The organism is Azospirillum sp. FG154, assembly GCF_057809575.1.
In genome coordinates, this window is record NZ_JBMDKF010000020.1 from 1 (window position 1) to 20,372 (window position 20,372).

A 20,372-nucleotide genomic window follows, 5' to 3' on the forward strand; every position below is an offset into this window, starting at 1 on the left:
AGGAGCAAGGCGACGTCCAGGGGCGTGTCGATCATGCGAGCCTTGGCCTCAGCCTAAACCAAGTCGGCGTCTGCCTGTCCCGTCTTGGTCAACCCGCTGTCGCGCAAGAGTGGTTTGAACGCGCGGTTGTGGAGAAGGAGCAGGGCGATGTCCAAGGGGGTGTCGATCATGCGAGCCTTGGCCTCAGCCTGCACCAAGTAGGTATGTGTCTATCCCGTCTTGGTCAGCCCGCTCCCGCGCAAGAGTGGTTTGAACGCGCGGTTGTAGAGAAGGAGCAAGGCGACGTCCAGGGGCGTGTCGATCATGCGAGCCTTGGCCTCAGCCTGCACCAAGTAGGCATGTGCCTGTCCTGTCTTGGTCAGCCCGCCGCTGCGCAAGGGCGGTTTGAGCGCGCGGTTGTAGAGAAGGGGCAAGGCGACGTCCATGGTCGCGTCGATCATGAGAGCCTTGGCGTCAGCCTGCATCAAGTGGGCATGTGCCTGTCCAGTGTTGGTCAACTCGTCGCCGCGCAAGGTTGGTTCGAGCGCGCGGTTGCGGAGGCGGAGCAAGGCGACGTCCATGGCCGCGTCAATCACCAAAGCCTCGCCATCAGCCTGGAGGCGGTCGGCGTCTGCCTGTCGGAGCTTGAACGATCCGACGAGGCGCAAGTCTGGTTCGCGCGGGCGGAGGCGGAGAGGGCGATTCCCAACGAACCCGGCGTTGGGCTGTGAGGGTCGCGCGCGCGGGCGCTTGACGGGGTGGGGTGTTTTCAGCCGGGGAAGGGGCGTTTCCGCGACGGCGGGTCCGTTGGGGCGGGTTGGTTTGGCGGCGTTTTGCCCCCACCCTGACCCTCCCCCGCTGCGCCTACGGCATTCACACATCTTTTTCTTTCTGCAACCAATTGAAATAAAAAGGATTTTCCGTCATCCCCGCGCAGGCGGGGATCCAGAGTTTGCCAGACGAACCCTATGGGTAAGTCTGGATTCCCGCCTTCGCGGGAATGACGGAGAAAAGTTCTTTTTCTTCCAATGAGTTGCCTAAACCGAAGATGTGTGAATGCCGTAGCCCGCTGCGCAGGGGAGGGGATTGGCGCTGGACGCCGAGAAGTCTCCGGTCCCCCTCCTCCGCGTCAGCGGGGGAGGGCCGGGGTGGGGGCAAGTGTGGCTGACGCCTCCCCCAATTGTCCATAAACCGCCGGGATGACCGACCGCGCGCGCCGTCCGCCGGTTTTGGCGGTGGATCAGCGCAGGTCGACGCCCGCCTGGCGCAGGGTGCGGGTGAGGGCGGCGACGATGTCGGGGTCAACGTCGCCCGTTCCGTAATCGAAATTGATTACGGCGTACCACGGAACCCCGGCTTTGCTCGCCAGCATCCGTGTCGACCAGCCAAGGCGCAAGCGTGCCGCTTGGCACTGCGTCCCGGTCATGTTCGTCGACTCCACACGATAGCGTTTCACAACGGCGATCAGGCGCTGGGTTGACAGAAGGGGTGGCGAATCACGTCTGGCTCAATCCAACGCCGAACGTCGGTCAGTCTGAAGAATGCAGAAAACAGGGCCGCGTGTCATGCATCGGATTGTTGCAACTTTGTCCGGCCTGCCTTGAAGCGCTGTCATAGTACGACAAAAAATTAAAATTAATGTGAAAATCGAAATAGGAGCGGGGCGAAAAGAGATCAAGAATTGCCAGCCTGTCACTTGTTCTGCTGGGCCGCGCCCACGGAGGCCAAAAGGTTGGCCAACGCCCGCGCCTGAACGGCCAAAGGTTGTTGGTCGCCATCCTGCTGCGGGGGCTGGCTGGAAGCCGGGGTTTCCGCCAGAACGCTGTGAAAACGGGCGGCGATGGCGTGGGCGTCGTGGCGCAACACCTGTTCCAGCATGGCGAATTCCGGCGGTTTGGCCGATCCCAAACGGGCGCAGAACTGGTGCAACAGGGTCAACTGCTCCAGGGCCGACACGGCCAGACCGGGGGTGACGTCGGTTCGCCCGGCGGCCTTGCCGGCGATGCGGGCCAGCAGGTTGGCCAAGGCGTTCAGGGTCTTGCCGAAGGCCCGCAGGGCGGCCTCGTCCTCGGGCACGACGAAGGCCGTGCGCTCCTCCTCCCCATCGCGCAGGGCGTCGAGCAGGCGGAAGGCGACGGTCAGCAGATGATCGGTCTGCGACACCACGGCGACGTTGTCGTACAGGGTCAGCAGATCGGGCTTGCTGATGAAGGCGCGGATCGTCTCGGCGGAGCGCATGAGCGTCAAACGGCTGAGGCGGCGGGCGTGCTCCGACAGGTTGGCCAACCCGGATTGGTGGCCAAGGATTTCCAAAACCCAGCGCACCCCCTCGATCCGCAGCACGTCAAAGGCGATGGCGCGCAGATCGGGGCCGTCGGGCGTGTCGAGCAGAACGCGCAGATGGTCGGTCGATTGCCGGGCGCCGTCAACCAGGGCGGACGCGACCTCGTCCACTCGCGCGCGGAGCGGCGCGCGGGCGTCGCCGTGTCGGCTCAGCAGGGCGGCCAGCGCCTCGGCGGTCGTCACCGCGTCGGGCGCCCCGGCGGCGGGATCGGCGACCACCGCGCGCAAATGGCGGCAAAGCGCGGCGGCGGCAAGGGTTTCCAGCGCCGGACCATACTGAGCCAGAAGATGGACGCGGCGGTCGGCGGGGCTGTAGGCGGCCAGAACGTCCAGGGGCAGTTCATGGCCCTTCGGGTTGGGCGGCAGGGACAGGGCGGTGGCCTGGGCGCGGATGGCGGCGGCGTCCGCCACGGTGGCGGCGCGGCCAAGGGCGCCAGCCAGCGCCGCCCAAGCGGCGAGGGGCGGCGCGCGCTCGTCGGTCATGCGGGCGGTCATGCGGGGCGCCCGGCCAGAAATTTGGTCAGCCGCACCAGATTGCGGCCAGCGTCGCGCCGGTAGTCGGCGCGGTCCATCGTCTGCTTGACCAGAAACACGCCCAACCCGCCGATGGGCCGGTCCTCGACGTCGCTGGTCAGATCGGGGGGGGCGACCTCGGCAAAGGGATCGAAGGGGGGGGCTTCGTCCTCAACCTCCACCTGAATCATCGCGTCGTCGCAGCCAAGCCGCACGGTGATCGCGCCTGGGGAGACGACCGCCGCGTCGGCGTAGCCGTAGGTCACGATGTTGGTGATGAGTTCGTCCAGGCAGAGATTCAGCTTGAACGCGATGTCGGGCGGCAGCCCGTTGCGGTCGGCGAAGTCATCCACCGTTTCAGCCAACCGCGCCAATTCGCTCAGGTCGGCGCGCAGATCCAGTTCGAGCCGGTCGCTCATGCGGTGTCGTCTCCGGCGCCTTGGCGTGATGGCGCGGTCTGCGTTGGGCCAGGGTTGGATGTGATGATCGACGGCTTTTCCGACAAGCTCAATTCCTTTTGTCGGGTCGCGGTTTTCGGCGCGGGCCGAGGGCGGGCCCAGGGCAATCGGGTGAAGGCTTGAAATTCCTTTATTGGGACATTCGTCATCCCCGCGAAGGCGGGGATCCAGAGTTTGCAGACCGAATCTCATGGGAAAGCCTGGATCCCCGCCTGCGCGGGGATGACGGGAAATCCTATTTTTGGGCCAATAATCCTTCACCCGATTGCCCTGGAGGGCGGGCCGGGAGGGATGGTCATTCGGTCGGGAAGGGCGCAGAGTGACAAAACCGCGACCGGCAGATCCAGCGGTTGAAGGAGTGGCGAGGCCCGCCCAGATTCCCGAGGGCGGACCTGATGGCGCCGACGACGTTCACGCAGCGCGGCGCGGCCATGGAATGAAGCGCCAAGGGCCGGTGTTTGCGGGGGTGGCCCGCCCTGTGGCGGGGCGCCGGGAAACGGGGAGTGTGGACGCCATGCCGACAATTTGGACACAGGCGATCTGGCCTCAGGCGATCTGGACCCGGATGAAGGCCAGGATGGGGGACGCCGCCGCGCAACACGCGGTCGCCGAAGCCCTGCGCGCGGTCGATGTCGCGTCGGCGGTTCCCTGGTATCGCCAAGCCGCGCGCGGCGGGCATGTCGGCGCGCAAACGATGCTGGCCTTTTTGTTGGCGAACGGTATCGGGGTGCGGGCGAACCCGCGCGCCGCCGTCGCCTGGTACCGCCGGGCGGCGCTGATGGGCGACGTCGGCGCGCAAAACAATTTGGGGTACATGCTGGAACAGGGGGCCGGAACGCCGCGCGACGCCGCGCGGGCGGCGGGGTGGTATCGGTTGGCGGCGCTTCAGCGTTCGGCGACGGCGCAGGTGAATTTGGCGCTGCTGCTGCTGGATGGGCGCGGCGTGGAGCGGGATGAGGCGCAGGCGGTGGAATGGCTGCGTCTGGCGGCGGCGCAGGGGCACGCGGCGGGCCAGGTCCGGCTTGGTCTGTGCCTGCGCGAAGGGGTGGGGGTGGAGTGCGACCTGGAGGAAGCCGCGCGCTGGCTGCGCGCCGCCGCCGAACAGGGCGATCAGGAGGCGCTGGCCGCGCTGGCGGGCTTGACGACCGCTGAAGCCCGTCATGCTCCGTCGCCAAACCAACCGGCGATGACGCAGGGCGGAACGGACGAGGATGGGGAGAGGGGGGAAACCTCCGCCGCATGGTCCGGCGACGATTGGCCCCCCGCCTGGACAAAAGGCGAGGCCGTGGGCGGACGGGGCTGGGTCGAGACGGCATAACCCGGCCCGGTGGTCGGATTCGCTTTTTTGTTCAATTCAGGGCTGTTTCGGCTGGATCGCCAAAGATTTAAAACAAATTTGTCGGCTATTGGGGCGCGCCACCATCTTGTTTTACCGACGCAAACCCCCGATCATGGTCCTATGACCGCTGGATCGGGCGGGTGGCGAAGGGGTGGTGGAACCGTGGCTTATGCGATGGGAACGTGTCCGGGAGCCGCCGTATGATCGTGGGCGGCGGCTTGGCGTTGCGCACCGGGGCCGTGATTGCGGCGACGGTGGCGCTGGCGGTTCTGCTGTCGGTCATTCTGGCCGGGCTGAAATTTGAACAAAAACTCCGCGACATCACCAGTTCACGCCTGTGGGTGGTCGCCGACGAGATGCGGCGGCGCGTTGAATATGGGCTGACGCTGGGGCTTGATCTGTCGGAACTGGTCGACGTCCAGTCGCAGGTCGAGCGGGCGGGGGCGGGCGCCGAAATTCTCGGCGTCGAGGTGGTCGATGAGACGGGGCGCGTGCTGTTCGCCGCCGACCGCGACGCGATCGGCCAGCCCACCCCGATTCACTGGGGGTTGGAAACCGGGCTGGTCGGCGACGGCGTTCATCAGCAGATCCGGGGCGACGCGTTGATTTTGGGCGCGCCCGTCCACAACAGTTTCGGCCAGCCGGTGGGCGAAGTGATCTTGCGCTCCTCCTTGGGGGGATTGCGCGGTCGAATCGCCAAGGTCGAGGCGGAGTTGGCCAACGGCGCCTTTGTTTTGGACGCCGTGACCGGTCTGATTACGTTGATCGCCGCGTTCTTGACGGTGCGCTATGGCGCCGTCCAGTTCCGACGGGGAACGGCCCCGTCGGTGATCGCCCCCCACAGCGCGGTGCGTCGGCGGCTGGGCCATGGGGTCGCTGTGGCCGATCAGGCGATGGCGGAGCTGGAACGTGACCTGGAAGCCATGACCATGCGGGGGGCCAGCCAATGACGAAACCCGGCAAACCCGCTCATGACCCAATTGGCGCGCTGATTCTGCGACTGACCGTCGTCACCGTCGCCGTGCTGCTGCTGGCGGCCGGAACCGCGTCCTGGTTGTCGTTGCGCAGTTTCGACCCGCTGTTCCAACCCGAATTGGCGCGCAAGGCGCAGACGGTTGGCGAGTTGTTGACCTCCCAAGTCAATCGTGGGCTGGCGGTCCAGATTCCGCTGAACCGCATGCCGGGCCTCGACGCCCTGCTGGTGGAGGAGGAGGCGCGGCACGCCGACATCGCTTACGTCGCCGTCACCGATCCGTCGGGGCATGTGATCGCCGCCGCCGGAACGCCGCTGGCGGGGCTGAAATCGGCGCCGCCGGAGCGCCTTGCCGGGGCTGACGATGGGCGTCTGGTGCAGGGCTTCATCGACGTCTCGCATCCGCTTGGCGACGCGCTCAACCCGGCGGGTTGGCTGCATGTCGGGGTGGACAGCGCCTATCTGGCCAAGGCGTCGACCAATCTGATGCTGGACGTGCTGTCCGTGGTCATCGTCGCCGTTCTGTTGATCTTCGAGATCCTGCAACTGGTGGTGAATTTGGCGATGCGCCGGGCGTTGGCGCTGCGCTTTCTCGCGGATCGGGCGGAGGATGGCGATTTCCGCTCCGCCCTGCCGCCCAACGCCGCCCGCGCCGGGAGCGAATCGGACGAGGCGACGGCGGAGAACGCCGACATCCGCAATCTGCTTGACGGGGTGAACGCGCGTTACGCGGCGCTGACGGCGCGGGTGGCCGACGCCGCGCGCCGTTTTGGCCCCGACGACGCCCGCGTCAAGCGGGCGCAAGAGGGGTTGGCGGCGCTGACCACGCGCTTCCGCTTCCGCGATTCTGAAGGCCAATCGGCGGGGGCGTCGGGGCTGACGCCGCTGAATCTCGTGTTTTTGCGGTTGCCGGTGTTCCTGTTCTGCTTGTCGGAAGAACTTTCCCGTCCGTTTCTGCCCGCCTACGCCGCCTCTTTCGCCAATGAGATTCCCTGGCTGACCCCGGACGTGGTGGTCAGCTTGCCGATCACTCTGTTCATGCTGATATGGGCGGTGTCGCAGCCCAGCGGCGCCCGCTTCTCCGAACGGGTGGGGCGGTCGCGTTCCTTCCTGGTCGGGGCGTTGTTGGGCGCGCTTGGTCTTGCCATGACGGCCTTCGCCTCGTCGCTGCTGGCGCTGATCGTGTGGCGTTGCGTGACGGCGCTGGGCTATGGGCTGGTGCTCATCACCGCGCAAGGCATCGTGATCGACCACACCACCGCGCGCAACCGGGCGGGCGGCATGGCGATGTTCATCGGCGCCCTGCTGGCGGCGGGCGTGTGCGGCCCGGTCAGCGGCGGGATGATCGCCGATCTGGCGGGTTTCCGCGCGACCTTCCTGTTGGGAGCGGGGTTGGCGCTGACGTCTGGGCTGGCGGTGTCCATGCTGCTGTTGCGCGGTCGTTCCGGGCCGGTGCGGGCGGCGGCGGCGCGTCCGGCCATGGGCAGCGCCATGCCGCTGTGCCGTGATTTGCGTTTCCCGGTGCTGATGCTGCTCAGCGCCATTCCAACCAAGATCGCCTCCACCGCCTTTCTGTTCTGTCTGGTGCCGTTGCTGCTGACCGCCGACGGCGCGACCAAGGCGGAGGTTGGGCGGGTGCAGATGATGTATTTCGTCGCCTGCATCGTGGTGTCGCCGCTGGCCGCCACCTTGTCGGACCGTTGGCAGATGCGGCGGGGCTTCATCGCGTTGGGCGGATTGGGGACCTTGGCGAGCTGTCTGCCGATCGTGGCCACCCACGCCCTGTGGGGGCCGCCGCTGGCGATCGCCTTGTTCGGGCTGTCCCAAGCGTTGATCGCCTCGCCGCAATTGACCTTGGTGTCGCAGATCGCCCGCGAAGGGGGGTTGCCCGAAACGGCGGCCATCGGCTGGTATCGCCTGATCGAGCGGTTGGGCGGCGCCATCGGCCCGGTGGCGGCGATGACGATCGCCGTCGTCACCTCCTACCGCGAAGCGATGCTGGGCATTGGTTTGCTGTGCGGGGGAAGCGCTCTTCTTTTCTGGTTGCTGTTCACCGTGCGCAAGGCGCCGGTCGCCCGCCCGCAGGAGGCTTGACCATGACCCGTGACGCCATCCCTGGGGACGCCATGACCACCGACCTTCGGTCTCTGACCGCCGCGTTGCAGGACCGTCCAAGCCGCCGCCGTTTTCTCAGCATGGCCGGGGCGGGCGGGTTGGCCTTGTCCGGGGCGGTTCCCGGCGCCGCGCTGGCCGCCGCCGCTCCAGACAAGACCTTTCGCATCACCATGGTTCTTGGTCGGGGCGAAAGCGACAACGAGTTCGGATTCAAAGATTATCTGGCCCGTCGCGGTCTGAAGGTCGAATACAGCGTCCGCAACACTGGCGGCGACACGTCCTTGATGCCGTCGATCATCGAGGAGATCAAGGACACCCGCCCGGACTTGATCTACAGTTGGGGGACGCCGCAAACCCGCGCGCTGGTCGGCCCCTATGACGCCACGGACGTCGCGCGCTATGTCACGGACATTCCGGTGGTCTTCACGTTCGTCGCCGCGCCGGTCGACGCCAAGATCGTCGCCAATCTGGAGCGCCCGAACCGCAACGTGACGGGAACCGTTCACATCGCGCCGATTCCGGTGCAGGTGAACACCATTCTGGCCTACCGCCCGATCAAGCGGTTGGGCGTGCTCTACAACCCTCAGGAACGAAACTCCATTCTCAACATTGAAGGGCTGCGGGCGGAGACGGCGCAACGCGGGCTGGAGCTGTTGGAGGAACCCGTGCCGCTCGACGCGCAGGGCGAACCACTATCCAGCGCCCTGCCGCTTTTGCTGAATCGCCTGGTCCAACGCGGGGCGGAAATGCTCTACATTGGCCCTGACACCTTCATCGCCTTCCGCAATCGGAAATTTGTGGCGGAGGAGGCGTTGCGCCTGCGTTTGCCGACCTTCTCGGCGACCGAGTTGATCGTCCGCACCGAAAGGGCGATGCTGGCGCTGGCCAGCAGCGCCTATGGCATTGGCCGTTTCACCGCCTTCAAGGCGGCGCAAATCCTGCTGGACGGCGTCAAGCCCAACGACATTCCGGTGGAAACCCTGAAACGCTTTTCGGTCATCATCAACATGCCGACGGTGCGGGCTTTGGAGTATTACCCGCCCATCGGTCTTCTGAATTTTGCGGAGATCGTCGAGGCATGACCCGCAAAACATCCGCGTTTGCATCCCCCAGCGCCGTTCCGTTGCGGGGGGAGACGGCGCGGGCCGCCGCAGGGGCGCGGCTGGCCCTGCTGTCCGCCGATCTGCCGGCGGATTTGACGGCGCGCGTGCTGGATGGGGACGACGCCGAACAGCTCCACGCCTTTCGTCTGAGCGTCGTCGCGGCGTTGGACGACCCCGACCATTACCGGATGGTGGGAGAGGTTGGGAATTTCGTTGCCGACCATCTGGGCGACAAAGGCTTGACCGCCGGAATTTTCCGCAAGGATCGGCTGATCGCCTATGGCGCGCTTGGCCTGCCGGGGCCGGAAGATCCCAACCGGGGCCGCGATCTTGGCCTGCCGGAGGAGGAGTTGCCGCTGGTCGCCCACATGTCGTCGGCCATGGTCGAATCGGCGGAACGTGGGCGCGGTCTGCACCATCGGCTGATCGGCTGGCGGCTGGAGGTGGCGCACACTCTGGGACGCCCGCATCTGCTGACCACGGTCAGCCCGCGCAACCACCGCAGTTGGGGGCATCTGGCCAATCATGGCCTGCACCCCCGCCGGTTGCTCCAAGTTGGCGGGGATCTGGTGCGTCTTTTGGTTCACCGTGACGCGCGGGTGGATCCGGCGCTTGACACAACCACCGCCGTGCTGGTTCCAGTGGAGACTCTCGCGTCACGTTGGGACGTGTTCGACCGGGGCGGACGGGTGTGGGCGCGTCTGTCCGCCGGGAGTGAGGGGCCTGACCAACGTTGGTTCGCCTTGTGTGGCCGGGAGCGGTGATGGAGTGTGGTTTGCTTGCGGACCACAACCAGGCTTGGGCGCGCGGGCTGTGAGAGGGTTGGTCATTGGCGGGCGGCATAAGGACGGCTGACGATGGGAACGGGTAGCATTGCGGCGCGTTTGGCGACCTTCATCGTCGTGGCGACCTTTTTTGCGGCGCTGGCGGCCGTCACCTTGTGGACGCGCGAGCAATCCCGGCGTCTGGACGACGCCGTCACCTCTCAAGCCAACTTCGTGTTGAGCGAGGCCAAGGCGGCGCTTGAGGTTCAACTCAATCTTGGCTTGGCGTTGGCCGATTTGCCGCAGGTCGACGGGCTGCTGAACCGCGCCCGCGCGGCGTTGCCGACGATCCAGTCAGTGGCCGTGCTGGACGAAAGCGACACCGTGCTGTTTTCCACCAACGCGGTCGAGGTTGGCGATTCGTTGCCGCAAAACCCGACATCGCCCGGCGTCGTCTGGTCCACCGATGTGGCGGGCGAGCGGGTTTACGGCATTGGTTTGACCACCAGCTTTGACACGTCGGCGGGGTCGGTGCTGTTGCGCGTGCCGGTTGGCGCGATGACCGAGCGGGTGCGCCATTACGCGCTGACGTTGGGCATCGGGGCGCTGGCGGCGGGCGCGCCGCTGGCGCTGGCGGCGTGGTTGGGAGGGCTGTGGTTGCTCCGCGAACCGCGTCGCGCTTTGTCCGAGGTGGCGGAGGCGTTGGAGCGGTTGGAGGATGGCCGCCCGGTCGATGGCGCAGGAAATGAGGCGGCGGGCGCGTCGTTGGGCTTGCCGGTGCCGGGTTTCATGGCGGCGGTGCGTCGGCGCTTCGGCGTTCTGGAAGGGGCCGAGCGCGAAGTGTCGCGCTTGGACGAGTTGGCATGATGAACGCCGCACGGCGCGCCCGCCGCCGTTTTCTGCTGGGCATTCCGTTGGTGGTTCTGGCCGCCGCGCTGCTGACGATGATCGCCGTCGGGCTGATCGGGACGATGTTGGCCGAAGAGCAGTTGGGGGAAACGGGGGCCGCCAAGGCCGCCGCCGTCGCCGAAGCTGTCCAGTATGATTTGGAGCGCGCCATCGCCCTTGGCATTCCGCTGGAACGCATTGAGGGAATCAGCGCCTATCTGCAAGGCGTCCAAAGGCGCAACCCCGACCTGGGTTTTCTCCTCATCACGGGCGAAGATGGGGCGTGGATGCATGGCGCGGCGCCTTTCGCCATCGGGCGGCTGAGCGCGCTGGTTGAATCGCTGCGCGGCATGGCGGTTCCGACCACGCGCAACGCCGCCCTTCAACCCATCGCGCGGGACGGCTTCCTGATTGTGCGCCTGCCCTTGCGCGCGGGGCAGACCGACGCGGTGCGGGGGGCGACGACGGCGGGGCATGTGCTGGTCGGCGTGCAGCCCGGACAGGTGCGGAGCCAGATCGCCGGAGAGTTGGTGGCGGTGGCCTTGGGCGGGGCGGCGGTTCTGCTGCTGCTGGCCCAGGTGGCCGAGGCGCTGGTCGAGGCCAGCTTCCGCGCGCCGATCGCTGGGCTGTCCCAACTGATGGAGCGGGCCATCGCCGGGGATTTCGGCACCTTGATCGGGCGGCGGCCGCAAGATCAGGTTGGCCGGGTGCTCCACGCCTTCAACGCCGCCGTCTTCCGCGTCCATGACCGGCGCCAGCGTTTCACCGCCCACGCCGACGAGGTGCGGGGGGCGGTGTTCGATCCCGATGTCGCCCAGGCGGTCGAAAAGACGCGGGCGGAGACGTTGGCCGCGCTGGGGCCAGGGTTGGAGCAAGCGCCACGGCGGGTGGTGGATCCCCGCGCCAACGATGGCCGGGCCTACGCCGCTTTGGCGATGACCGCGACCATTCTGCTGGTGCTGGCCGGGGCGGGCGCCGGGGCCTCGCCGGGGGCGTTGGCGGCGGGGGGCTGGCCGTGGGCGGCGGCGGTGGGCGTCGGGTTGGCGGCGGCGCTTTTGGGGGCGGCGGTCGCCTTTGGCGTCGGCGCGGCGTGGCGACGCTTGGCGGCGGTGGCCGCCGCGCTGGGCGTCGGGTTGTGCGGCGCTCTGTTCGTTGGCGATTGGTTGCCCGGCGATTGGTTGCCGGGGGAATGGTCGTCCGGGGTTTGGTGGCTTGCCGATTCACGCCCGATTTTGATCGTTGGCGCGCTGAGCGGCGGTCTGGCGGTTGGCGTGTCGCTGGCCTACGCCCGTCGGTCGGCGGAGAATGGCGGGGTGGCGCGGGTCGCTTGGGCGCTGGCGTCAGGCGCGGTTGTGGCCTTGTTGTGGGCGTTGGCTCTGGGGTGGAACGGCGTGGCTTTGGCCATGTCAACGGTGCTTTTGGCCGTTCTGGCCGCCGTGTTGGGGCGCCCCTTTGTCGTTTCGCGGCGTTGAGAGGCCATTCAATGCTGCTTCAGACCCGGATCATCCTGTTCGTGCTGGCGACGCTGATGGTGGTGGCCGGTCTGCTGATCGGCTTTTCCAGTCTGCGTGAGGAGGCCGTCAATCAGCAGGCCCGTGAATTGGAGTTGAACGGCCTCGACACCGCGTGGCAGTTGGCGGTTGCGGGGGCGGCGGGGCGGATTGACCAGAGCTTGGGACGGCTGGCGGGCGACCCGGAGATCTTGCGGGCGCTGGTGGCGGAGGATCGCGGGGCGCTGACCTCCCGAGTGGCGGCGTTGGGGTTGCTGTCGGGCCGAGCCGGGCAGGGCGGCGCGGACAAGGGGGGAGAGACGGTGAGCGACGTCAATCTGCTCTCCGCCAACGGATCCCTGCTTTACAGCTCCGATCCGTCGCTGGACGCGCCGCCGTTGCTGAATCGGGCCTTGTTGGAGCCGGTGCTGGCCGGGCAACGTTTGGCGCGCGGCGTTCGTCTGCTTGATGGAAATCGCCTGATCGTGATGGCCGGAGCGCCGATCTACGGCGCGGTGTCCGGCGATGGCGTGGTGGTTGGCGCGGTGGTGGCGGGTTTGGGCTTTCCGGCGGCGCTGGATGTGCTGCGCAAAAACACCGGGGGCCGGGTGTTCGCCGTCGGGCGTGACGGCAGCCCGTTGGACGGCGCGAGCGATCCCTTGTGGTCGGCGGTTCGACAGCGGATCCATCCGACCGAGCGCGAGATGCAGCTTTTGCGCTTCAATGGTCATGGTTACGCGCTCGCCAGTCTTCCGGTGGCCGATCTGGCGGGCGGACGGGTGGCGACGGTGTTGATCGCCACCGACATCACCCTGGCGATGGAAGAGCGGACCCTGTGGTCGGTCGCGTATGGGGCGGCGGTTCTGCTGGTTCTGACGCTGGCGCTTGGGTTGCTCTACAGCTATTTGCGGCAGAATTTCGCCATTCTGGACGGCGCCGTTCAGGCGTTGCAGGATATTTCCCACGGTCGGGCCATGGGCTATGTCGAATTGCCCTCGGGCAACGACGAGATCGGACGGATCTCCGGCGCTGTGGACGTCTTCCGGGGGGTGATGCGCGAGATCGAGCGCGCCGCCGGGCAGCGCGAACGCCGCCTGCGCCGCCAGCAGCGTTTCATTCGCCGCCAGATGGAGGCGTTGGCCGTCACGCTGGAGGAGGAGGCGCGGCAAAGCCTGCTCGACGAACTGCGCCAGATCGAATCGGAAACCCACGACGCCGAATCCGCCCAATCCAGAGGGGTGGGGGACGAGTTGGGCTTGCTGGCGCTGGGTTTCTCCCGGCTGGCGACGCGGGTCGGCGCCCAGCAGGTGCAGTTGACGCAGATGGTGCGCGATTTGCGCGACGCGCTGGCCGACAAGCGCCGCCTCATCAGCCTTCAGCAAGAGCTGGAAATCGCGCGCACCATGCAGTTGACCATCTTGCCTCAGGTTTTTCCTGATTTGGCTGAGCTGGACACCGCCGCGCGGATGATCCCGGCCAAAGAAGTTGGCGGTGATTTCTACGATTTCTTCCCGATTTCTGAGCAAAAGATCGCCGTCGTCATCGCTGACGTGTCGGGAAAGGGGATTCCCGCCGCCTTTTTCATGCTGATAGCGCGGACGATGCTGCGGGCGATCGCCGAGTCCGGCGTTGGCCCAGCGGAAACCATGCGACGGGTCAACAACCTGCTGGCCGCCGAGAACGAGCAGATGATGTTCGTCACCGTCTTTTATGGCGAGCTGGATTTGCGGACGGGCGTTCTCGCCTTTTCCAACGGCGGTCACAATCCACCGCTGCGCGTCACCCGCGACGGGGCGGTCATCGAGTTGGAGCGCAGCCAGGGCATCGCCCTCGCGGTCATGCCCGACATGCCCTTCGCTGAAAAATCCCTGAGGCTCGACGCGGGCGACATGGTGGTGCTGTTCACCGACGGCGTGACGGAAGCCTTCAACGGGTCCGACGCCATGTATGGCGACGCCCGGCTGGTCGAGGCGGTGGGCCGTCAGGTCACGGCGACGGCGCGGGAGGGGCTGGATGGCGTGCTGTCCGACGTCGCCCGTTTCACCGCCGGGGCGCCGCAGTCGGACGACATCACCTGTCTGGTTCTGCGTTGGCGCGGGGCGGCTGGTGCGTAACCCGACGGCGCCGTGTTATACAGCCAGGAACATCATCACCTGAAACCTGAATCACCATGGTCACTGAGGGCAGAGTATGAACATCACCGAAGAATCGGTCGGCGGCGTCAGCGTTCTGCGAACCGAGGGGCGGATCGACAGCGGCAACGCCAGCGAGTTTGAGGGCCATCTGGTCCGCGTCATCGGCGATGGCAGCGTCAAGCTGGTCGTTGACATGGCGAAGCTTACCTACATCAGTTCCGCCGGGTTGCGGGCGCTGCTGATCGCCGCCAAGAAGGCGCGGCCCACCGGCGGACGCATCGCTTTGTCGGCGATGGCTCCGCACATCCGCGAGGTGTTCGACCTCAGCGGCTTTTCCTCCCTGTTCGAGATTCACAGCGACGAGGCCGCCGCCGTCGCCGCCTTCGGTGCGGCGTAAGCGGTCATTTCTGGCGTTGATCCGCATTAATTCTAAGCAGATTGGCTGCATCGCCCATTAAATGAGCGGAAAAAGAAAGGCTCCGGCGCGAAAACGCCGGAGCCTTAAGTCATGCGTGGAACCAACCGGAAATAACCATGCAAAGCGTGGGCCAACCCGGCGGGTTTGAATCGACCGGTCCGGGGCGTTCCTTCGAGAGCAAATGATCGACTGTCAAAACCCTGTCGCTTGACAGGCGGTGGAACTCGTCTATCGTCATTTTTTGAAACTGACGAGTTCCATTTTATGCCACTCGACGCGGAAGACATTCCCGATTGGCGCGCCAAGCGGCGCGAGGAGATCCTCGCCGCCGCCGCCGAGCTGTTCGCCGGGCGGGATTACGCCGACGTTCAGGTTGACGAAGTGGCCAAGCGGGCTGGCGTTGGCAAGGCCACGCTCTATCGTTACTTCCCATCCAAGGAAGACCTGTATCTGGAATCGTTGGAGCGAGCGCTCAGCGGGATGGAGGAGCGGCTCAAGGCGCGGCCCGCGCCCGCCGCAACGGCGGTTTCCCGTCTCAAGACCATGGTGTCGGCCCTGATCGACACGCTCAGCGAGCAGTTGCTAACCTTGAAGCTGATGGGCGGCGACCAATCCGATCTGGCCGACCGCACCCGCCGCGTTTTGCGCCGCCGCAGCGCGCAAGCCGCCGCGTCGTTGCGTCAGGTTCTGGAGGATGGCGTCGCGGCTGGAGAGTTCCGGCGGATCGACACCGACATAACTCCGCTTCTCATCATCGGCATGGTGCGCGGCGGCATCATGCTGGCGGGCGATCGCCCACGCGACGCCCTGGAGCGGGCTGTCCTTGATCTTGTTCTGACCGCCGCCGCCATTCCGCCAGCCACCGCATCCACCCCAGTCGGGAGCCAGACGTGACCACGAGACGAATCCTCATCCTGCTGCCGGTTCTGGCCGCTTTGGGCGCTGGAGGCGTCTGGTACGCGCAACAAAAGGGCGGCGGCGATCCGCAGGCCGCCAAGGCGGCGACCCCGACCGCCTCGCGCGCCATTCCCGTCGTCACCAAACTGGTGGAGGTGCGCGCGGTGCCCGACCGCATCGGCACCATCGGGTCGGTGCAGCCCATCGCCGCCATCGCCATCAAGGCGCGCGTCGACACCGTGGTTGAGGCGGTCCATTTCATTGAAGGGCAGGAGGTCAAGGCGGGCGACCCGCTGTTTACGCTGGACGCCCGCGCGCTCGACGCCCAGTTGCGGCAGGCTCAGGCCAATCTGGAGCGTGACCGCGCCAATCTGGAAAAGGCCAAGGGCGATGTGCGGCGCTATGGCGAGCTGGTTCGCACCAGCGCCATTTCGCGCACCCAGTATGACGCGGCGGTGGCCGTCGCCGACGCGTTGGAGGGCACGATCAAGGCCGATCTGGCCGCCATCGAAGCCGCCAAGGTGTCTTTGAGCTTCACCCGAATCACCGCGCCGATGGATGGCCGCACCGGCACCGTCAACGCCAAGACCGGAACCATGGTCCGCGCCGCTGACGCGGCGCCGTTGGTGACGCTGACCCAGCTTCGCCCGATCAACGTGTCGTTCAGCGTTCCCGAACGTCATTTGCCGACGATCCGCCACGCGATGGCCGAGGGGGTGCTGAAGGTGACGGCGGGTCTGGCCGGTTCAAGCCTTCCCCCCGCCGAGGGGACGCTGAGCTTCGTGGACAGCCAGGTCGATCAGCAGACCGGAACCATTCTGGTCAAGGGCGAGTTTCCCAACACGGACACCCGGCTGTGGCCGGGGCAGTTTGTTGACGCCGTGCTGACGCTGCGGGTCGATCCCCAGGCGCTGACGGTTCCCGAGGAGGCGGTGCAGACCGGTCAACAAGGGCGTTTTGTCTATGTGGTGAAGGCCGACGACACGGTGGAGGTTCGTCAAGTGACGGTGACGCGCAGCCAGGACGGCGTGACGGTGCTGGGCGGCGGCGTGGTCGCTGGCGACCGGGTGGTCGTGGACGGCCAGTCTCGCCTCTACCCCGGCGCCAAGGTGGTCGAACGCGCGGCGGAGAAACCGACCGCCGGGGCCAAGAAGAAGGGCGAGGCTCCCGCCGTCAGCGGAGGCGCGTCATGAACATTTCGGAGCTTTGCATCCGCCGTCCGGTGATGACCATCCTGCTGACGGCGGCGATGGTTCTGGGCGGTCTGGCGGCCTACCGGCAACTTCCCACGGCGGCGTTGCCGCGCGTCGATTTCCCGGTGGTCAGCGTCTCGGCGGCGTTGCCCGGCGCCAGCCCGGAAACCATGGCGGCTTCGGTCGCCAGCCCGTTGGAACGGGAATTTTCCAGCATCGCCGGCATCGACACGCTGACCTCCTCCAGCACGCTGGGCAACAGCTCGATCACCATCCAATTCGCGCTGGAGCGCGACATCGACGCCGCCGCCGCCGACGTTCAAGCGGCGATCGCCCGCACGTTGCGCCGCCTGCCTTCCGAAATGACGACGCCGCCCAGCTACCGCAAGGTCAACCCGGCGGATCAGCCGATCCTGTTCATTTCGCTGAACTCGCCGACGCTGCAACTGTCGGCGTTGAACGACATCGCCGAAACCATCGTTCAGCCGAAGGTCGCCACGCTGCAAGGCGTGGCCCAGGTCCAGATCTACGGCTCGCAGAAATACGCGGTGCGGGTCCAGGTCGATCCCAACGCGCTGGCGGTGCGCGGCATCGGCATCGACGAGCTGCAAAAGGCGATGACCGCCGCCAACGCCAACACGCCGGTCGGCACGTTGACCGGCAACCGGCAGCAGTTGGTGATCGCGGCCAACCCGCAGCTTCCCAACGCCGCCGCCTTCCGCGACCTCATCATCGCCTACCGCAACAACGCGCCGGTGCGCGTCGGCGACGTGGCGAAGGTCGAGGACAGCGTGGAGAACAACCGCACGGCCAGTTGGCTGAACGGCACCCGCACCATCATGCTGGCGATCCAACGCCAGCCCGACGCCAACACGGTGGAGGTGGTGGACCGCGTCCGCGCCTTGATCCCGACCTTTCAGGCTCAGCTCCCCGCGTCCGCCGCCATCAAGATCGTCAACGACCGTTCGCTGTCGATCCGGCAGGCGGTGGAGGACGTCCAGTTCACCCTGGCGTTGACCATCGGGCTGGTGGTGATGGTGATCTTCCTGTTCCTGCGGCGGCTGTCGGCGACGCTGATTCCGGCGCTGGCGGTGCCGATTTCGCTGATCGCCACGGCGGGCGGCATGCAGGTGATGGGCTATTCCATCGACAACATTTCGCTGATGGCGCTGACGCTGGCCGTCGGTCTGGTGGTGGACGACGCCATCGTCATGATGGAGAACATCGTTCGTTACGTTGAAGAGGGGATGAAACCGTTCGAGGCGGCGATCAAGGGATCGCGCGAAATCGGCTTCACCATTCTGTCGATCACCCTGTCGCTGGTCGCCGTCTTCATCCCGATTTTGCTGATGGGCGGCGTGGTCGGGCGGTTGTTCCATGAATTCGCCGTCGTCGTCACCATGTCCATCGCCGCGTCGGCCTTTGTGTCGCTGACGCTGACGCCGATGATGTGCTCGCGCTTCCTCACCCATCATGAGCCGGGCGACGAGAATCTGTTCGGGCGGGTGTTGGAGGCCGGTTTCACCGCCGTGCTGAACGGCTACGCCGCCTCGCTGCGCTGGACGTTGCGCCACCGGCCCCTGATGGGGCTGTTGATGATCGGCACCGTGGTCGGATCGGTCCTGCTGTTCCAGGCGGTGCCCAAGGGTTTTTTCCCGACCGAAGACATTGGCCAAATCCAGGTGACGACCGAAGCCTCCGCCGACATCGCCTTTCCGGCGATGGCCGCGCTGCAACAGAAGGTCGCCGCCATCATGCAGGCGCATCCGGCGGTGGCCGACGTCACCTCGTCGGTCGGGGTCGGCGGCAGCACCGGCAACCAGGGGCGCATGTTCCTGGTGCTGAAGCCGCGTGAGGAACGACCGTCGGCGCCGGAGGTGATCCAGCAGCTTCGCCGTCAGGTGAACGGCATTCCCGGCTTGGCGGTCTACATGCAGCCGGTGCAGAATCTGCGCATCGGCGGGCGCGCGTCCAAGAGCCTGTATCAATACACCATCCAGGCGCTGGATCTGGAGGAGCTGTATCACTGGTCGGGCAAGCTGGAAGGCGCGCTGCGCGGCATGGGCAAGCTTCAGGACGTGACCAGCGACCTTCAGCTCAACAACCCGCAGGCCTTCGTCCGCATCGACCGCGAAAAGGCGGCGACCTTGGGCGTCGGCGTCGATCTGGTGCGCTCCACCCTCTACAGCGCCTTTGGTCAGCGGCAGGTCTCCACCATCTACACCCCCAGCAACGACTATCAGGTGTTGATCGAGCTGGAGCCGAAATACCAGCAGGACGACAACGCCCTGTCGCGCATCTATGTGCGGTCCACGTCCGGCAAGCTGGTGCCGCTCGACGCCTTTGCGCGAGTGGAGCGGACCGCCGGGCCGCTGGCGGTCAATCACCAGGGCCAGTTGCCCGCCGTCACCCTGTCCTTCAACCTCGCCCCCGGCGTGTCGTTGGGCGAGGCTGTGGAGCTGATCCGGGGGACCGAGCGCGAATTGGGTCTGCCCGCCACCGTGACCACGGGCTTTGCCGGAACCGCCCAGGTGTTCCAGGACGCTCAGGCGGGGCAGGCGCTGTTGCTGGGCGCGGCGGTGTTGGTGATCTACATCGTTTTGGGCGTGCTGTATGAAAGCTTCGTCCACCCGTTGACCATTTTGTCGGGTCTGCCCTCGGCGGCGATTGGCGCGCTGGCCACCTTGCTGGTGTTCGGGCAGGAGCTGAGCGTCATCGCCATCATCGGCATTCTGATGCTGATCGGCATCGTGAAGAAAAACGCCATCATGATGATCGATTTCGCGGTTGACGCGCGGCGTGGCGGCATGACGGCGCGTGACGCCATCGAACAGGCCTGCGTCCTGCGCTTCCGCCCCATCATCATGACGACGATGGCGGCGATCATGGGGACGCTGCCCATCGCCATCGCCCATGGCGCGGCGGCGGAACTGCGGCAGCCGCTGGGTCTGGCGGTGGTCGGCGGCCTGTGCGTGTCGCAGGTGCTGACGCTCTACATCACGCCGACGCTGTATCTCTACATGGAGGATTTGGGCAACGCCATCGATCGCCTGATCCATGGCCGCCCGGCGGCGGCGACTCCGCACGGATCGGCGACGGCGGACGGAGACTGAGCCGGGGTTGATGTTGGAAGGGTGTGTTAGGGGCGGCGACCGTTGGTCGCCGTTTCCGTTTACACCGCGATCTGCGTGACCAGCGGCGTGTTCACCCCGGCGTCGGCCCGGCGGTAGGCGTCGATGGCGTCGGTCCAGGGTTCGATGTGCAGCCCTTGACCAACGACCTCCTGGTGCAGGCTTTGCGTGATGAAACCGGCGTTGGGCAAGGCGGTCTGCGGGGCGGGACCGGGAGACACCGGGCCGTTGGCCGCGCTGGCGCCGACGCCGATGGCGAAGCCGCTGGCCGCGCCGCCGGTGGAGCGGGTGGCGGCGCGGGCCTCGTCGGTTCCCGTCTGACCGCTGCGGCGCAGCGCCTCGTCGGTCGCCTCCAGCGGTTGGTCGGAGGAGGAGCGTTTGCGTTCATCCTCGCCGGGGACGCGGCGGATCGGTTGGACCGCCGGGGCGTCGCTCGCCAGCATCTGCCGCAGCTTCGCCAGCCCGGATGGGCTTTGCGCGCTCGATGGCGATGGCAGGGCGAGGAGCGTGGACAAGGGTTGCGGGATCCGTTCGCTGGGGATGTCTGATTTTTGACTCACATGAGCCTAGCAAGGCAAGAGTTCCCAAATCCTTAAAATGCCGGACAAATATCATCGATCCGCACCGCGAACA

General features: G+C 66.5%; 17 protein-coding genes. 13 read left to right on the top strand and 4 right to left on the bottom strand.

Annotation, left to right across the window (positions count from 1 at the left end; all coding sequences use genetic code 11):
• Positions 1-710 (top strand): tetratricopeptide repeat protein (locus ACODS4_RS20200; protein WP_488866860.1); only part of this gene is annotated, 710 nt, incomplete at its 5' end.
• Between the two features lie 509 nt (positions 711-1,219).
• On the opposite strand, the gene ACODS4_RS20205 is transcribed toward ACODS4_RS20200, so the two are convergent.
• The 3 genes from ACODS4_RS20205 to ACODS4_RS20215 all read right to left on the bottom strand — a co-directional run bounded on the left by ACODS4_RS20205 (position 1,220) and on the right by ACODS4_RS20215 (position 3,254).
• Positions 1,220-1,405, bottom strand: a complete 186-nt coding sequence (locus ACODS4_RS20205; RefSeq protein ID WP_298373829.1) for a hypothetical protein — start codon at positions 1,403-1,405, stop codon at positions 1,220-1,222.
• A gap of 266 nt (positions 1,406-1,671) precedes the next feature.
• Positions 1,672-2,817 (bottom strand): hypothetical protein, encoded by a 1,146-nt coding sequence (locus tag ACODS4_RS20210; RefSeq protein ID WP_488866863.1) that lies wholly within the window; start codon positions 2,815-2,817, stop codon positions 1,672-1,674.
• Positions 2,814-3,254: an ATP-binding protein gene (locus ACODS4_RS20215; protein WP_488866865.1), complete on the bottom strand. Its 441-nt coding sequence runs from the start codon at positions 3,252-3,254 to the stop codon at positions 2,814-2,816. Before ACODS4_RS20215 ends, ACODS4_RS20210 begins: the two co-directional genes overlap by 4 nt.
• Positions 3,255-3,807: 553 nt before the next feature.
• Between ACODS4_RS20215 and ACODS4_RS20220 the strand changes: the two genes are divergently transcribed.
• The 12 genes from ACODS4_RS20220 (at position 3,808) to ACODS4_RS20275 (ending at position 19,721) form a co-directional block, all read left to right on the top strand.
• Complete coding sequence (locus tag ACODS4_RS20220; RefSeq protein ID WP_488866867.1) at positions 3,808-4,611, top strand: tetratricopeptide repeat protein; 804 nt, start codon at positions 3,808-3,810, stop codon at positions 4,609-4,611.
• A gap of 221 nt (positions 4,612-4,832) precedes the next feature.
• Positions 4,833-5,582 carry a hypothetical protein gene (locus ACODS4_RS20225; RefSeq protein ID WP_488866869.1) on the top strand — a complete coding sequence of 250 codons (750 nt, stop codon included), beginning with the start codon at positions 4,833-4,835 and terminating at the stop codon, positions 5,580-5,582.
• A complete protein-coding gene (locus tag ACODS4_RS20230; protein WP_488866871.1) occupies positions 5,579-7,699 on the top strand; it encodes an MFS transporter in 2,121 nt (706 codons plus the stop codon). Before ACODS4_RS20225 ends, ACODS4_RS20230 begins: the two co-directional genes overlap by 4 nt.
• A 2-nt stretch (positions 7,700-7,701) precedes the next feature.
• The gene (locus tag ACODS4_RS20235) at positions 7,702-8,802 is read left to right on the top strand and encodes an ABC transporter substrate-binding protein (protein WP_488866873.1); all 1,101 of its coding nucleotides are present in this window, start codon (positions 7,702-7,704) and stop codon (positions 8,800-8,802) included.
• Positions 8,799-9,587, top strand: coding sequence for a GNAT family N-acetyltransferase (locus ACODS4_RS20240; RefSeq protein WP_488866875.1), 789 nt, complete (start codon positions 8,799-8,801; stop codon positions 9,585-9,587). The genes ACODS4_RS20235 and ACODS4_RS20240 overlap by 4 nt, the downstream gene beginning before the upstream one ends.
• 93 nt (positions 9,588-9,680) lie before the next feature.
• Positions 9,681-10,454 carry a hypothetical protein gene (locus ACODS4_RS20245; RefSeq protein WP_488866877.1) on the top strand — a complete coding sequence of 258 codons (774 nt, stop codon included), beginning with the start codon at positions 9,681-9,683 and terminating at the stop codon, positions 10,452-10,454.
• On the top strand, positions 10,451-11,947 hold the full coding sequence (locus ACODS4_RS20250; RefSeq protein WP_488866879.1) for a HAMP domain-containing protein: 1,497 nt from the start codon (positions 10,451-10,453) through the stop codon (positions 11,945-11,947). Before ACODS4_RS20245 ends, ACODS4_RS20250 begins: the two co-directional genes overlap by 4 nt.
• An 11-nt stretch (positions 11,948-11,958) precedes the next feature.
• Complete coding sequence (locus ACODS4_RS20255; RefSeq protein WP_488866881.1) at positions 11,959-14,079, top strand: PP2C family protein-serine/threonine phosphatase; 2,121 nt, start codon at positions 11,959-11,961, stop codon at positions 14,077-14,079.
• A 76-nt stretch (positions 14,080-14,155) separates the two neighbouring features.
• Entirely contained in the window at positions 14,156-14,497 is a 342-nt protein-coding gene (locus tag ACODS4_RS20260; RefSeq protein WP_488866883.1) for an STAS domain-containing protein, read from the top strand.
• A 285-nt stretch (positions 14,498-14,782) separates the two neighbouring features.
• Complete coding sequence (locus ACODS4_RS20265) at positions 14,783-15,412, top strand: TetR/AcrR family transcriptional regulator (protein WP_488866885.1); 630 nt, start codon at positions 14,783-14,785, stop codon at positions 15,410-15,412.
• Positions 15,409-16,608 carry an efflux RND transporter periplasmic adaptor subunit gene (locus ACODS4_RS20270; RefSeq protein ID WP_488866887.1) on the top strand — a complete coding sequence of 400 codons (1,200 nt, stop codon included), beginning with the start codon at positions 15,409-15,411 and terminating at the stop codon, positions 16,606-16,608. Before ACODS4_RS20265 ends, ACODS4_RS20270 begins: the two co-directional genes overlap by 4 nt.
• Positions 16,605-19,721 (top strand): efflux RND transporter permease subunit, encoded by a 3,117-nt coding sequence (locus ACODS4_RS20275; protein ID WP_488866889.1) that lies wholly within the window; start codon positions 16,605-16,607, stop codon positions 19,719-19,721. The genes ACODS4_RS20270 and ACODS4_RS20275 overlap by 4 nt, the downstream gene beginning before the upstream one ends.
• Positions 19,722-19,780: 59 nt before the next feature.
• Here ACODS4_RS20275 and ACODS4_RS20280 read toward each other — a convergent pair whose 3' ends face one another.
• On the bottom strand, positions 19,781-20,254 hold the full coding sequence (locus ACODS4_RS20280) for a hypothetical protein (protein ID WP_488866891.1): 474 nt from the start codon (positions 20,252-20,254) through the stop codon (positions 19,781-19,783).
• Positions 20,255-20,372 lie beyond the last annotated feature (118 nt).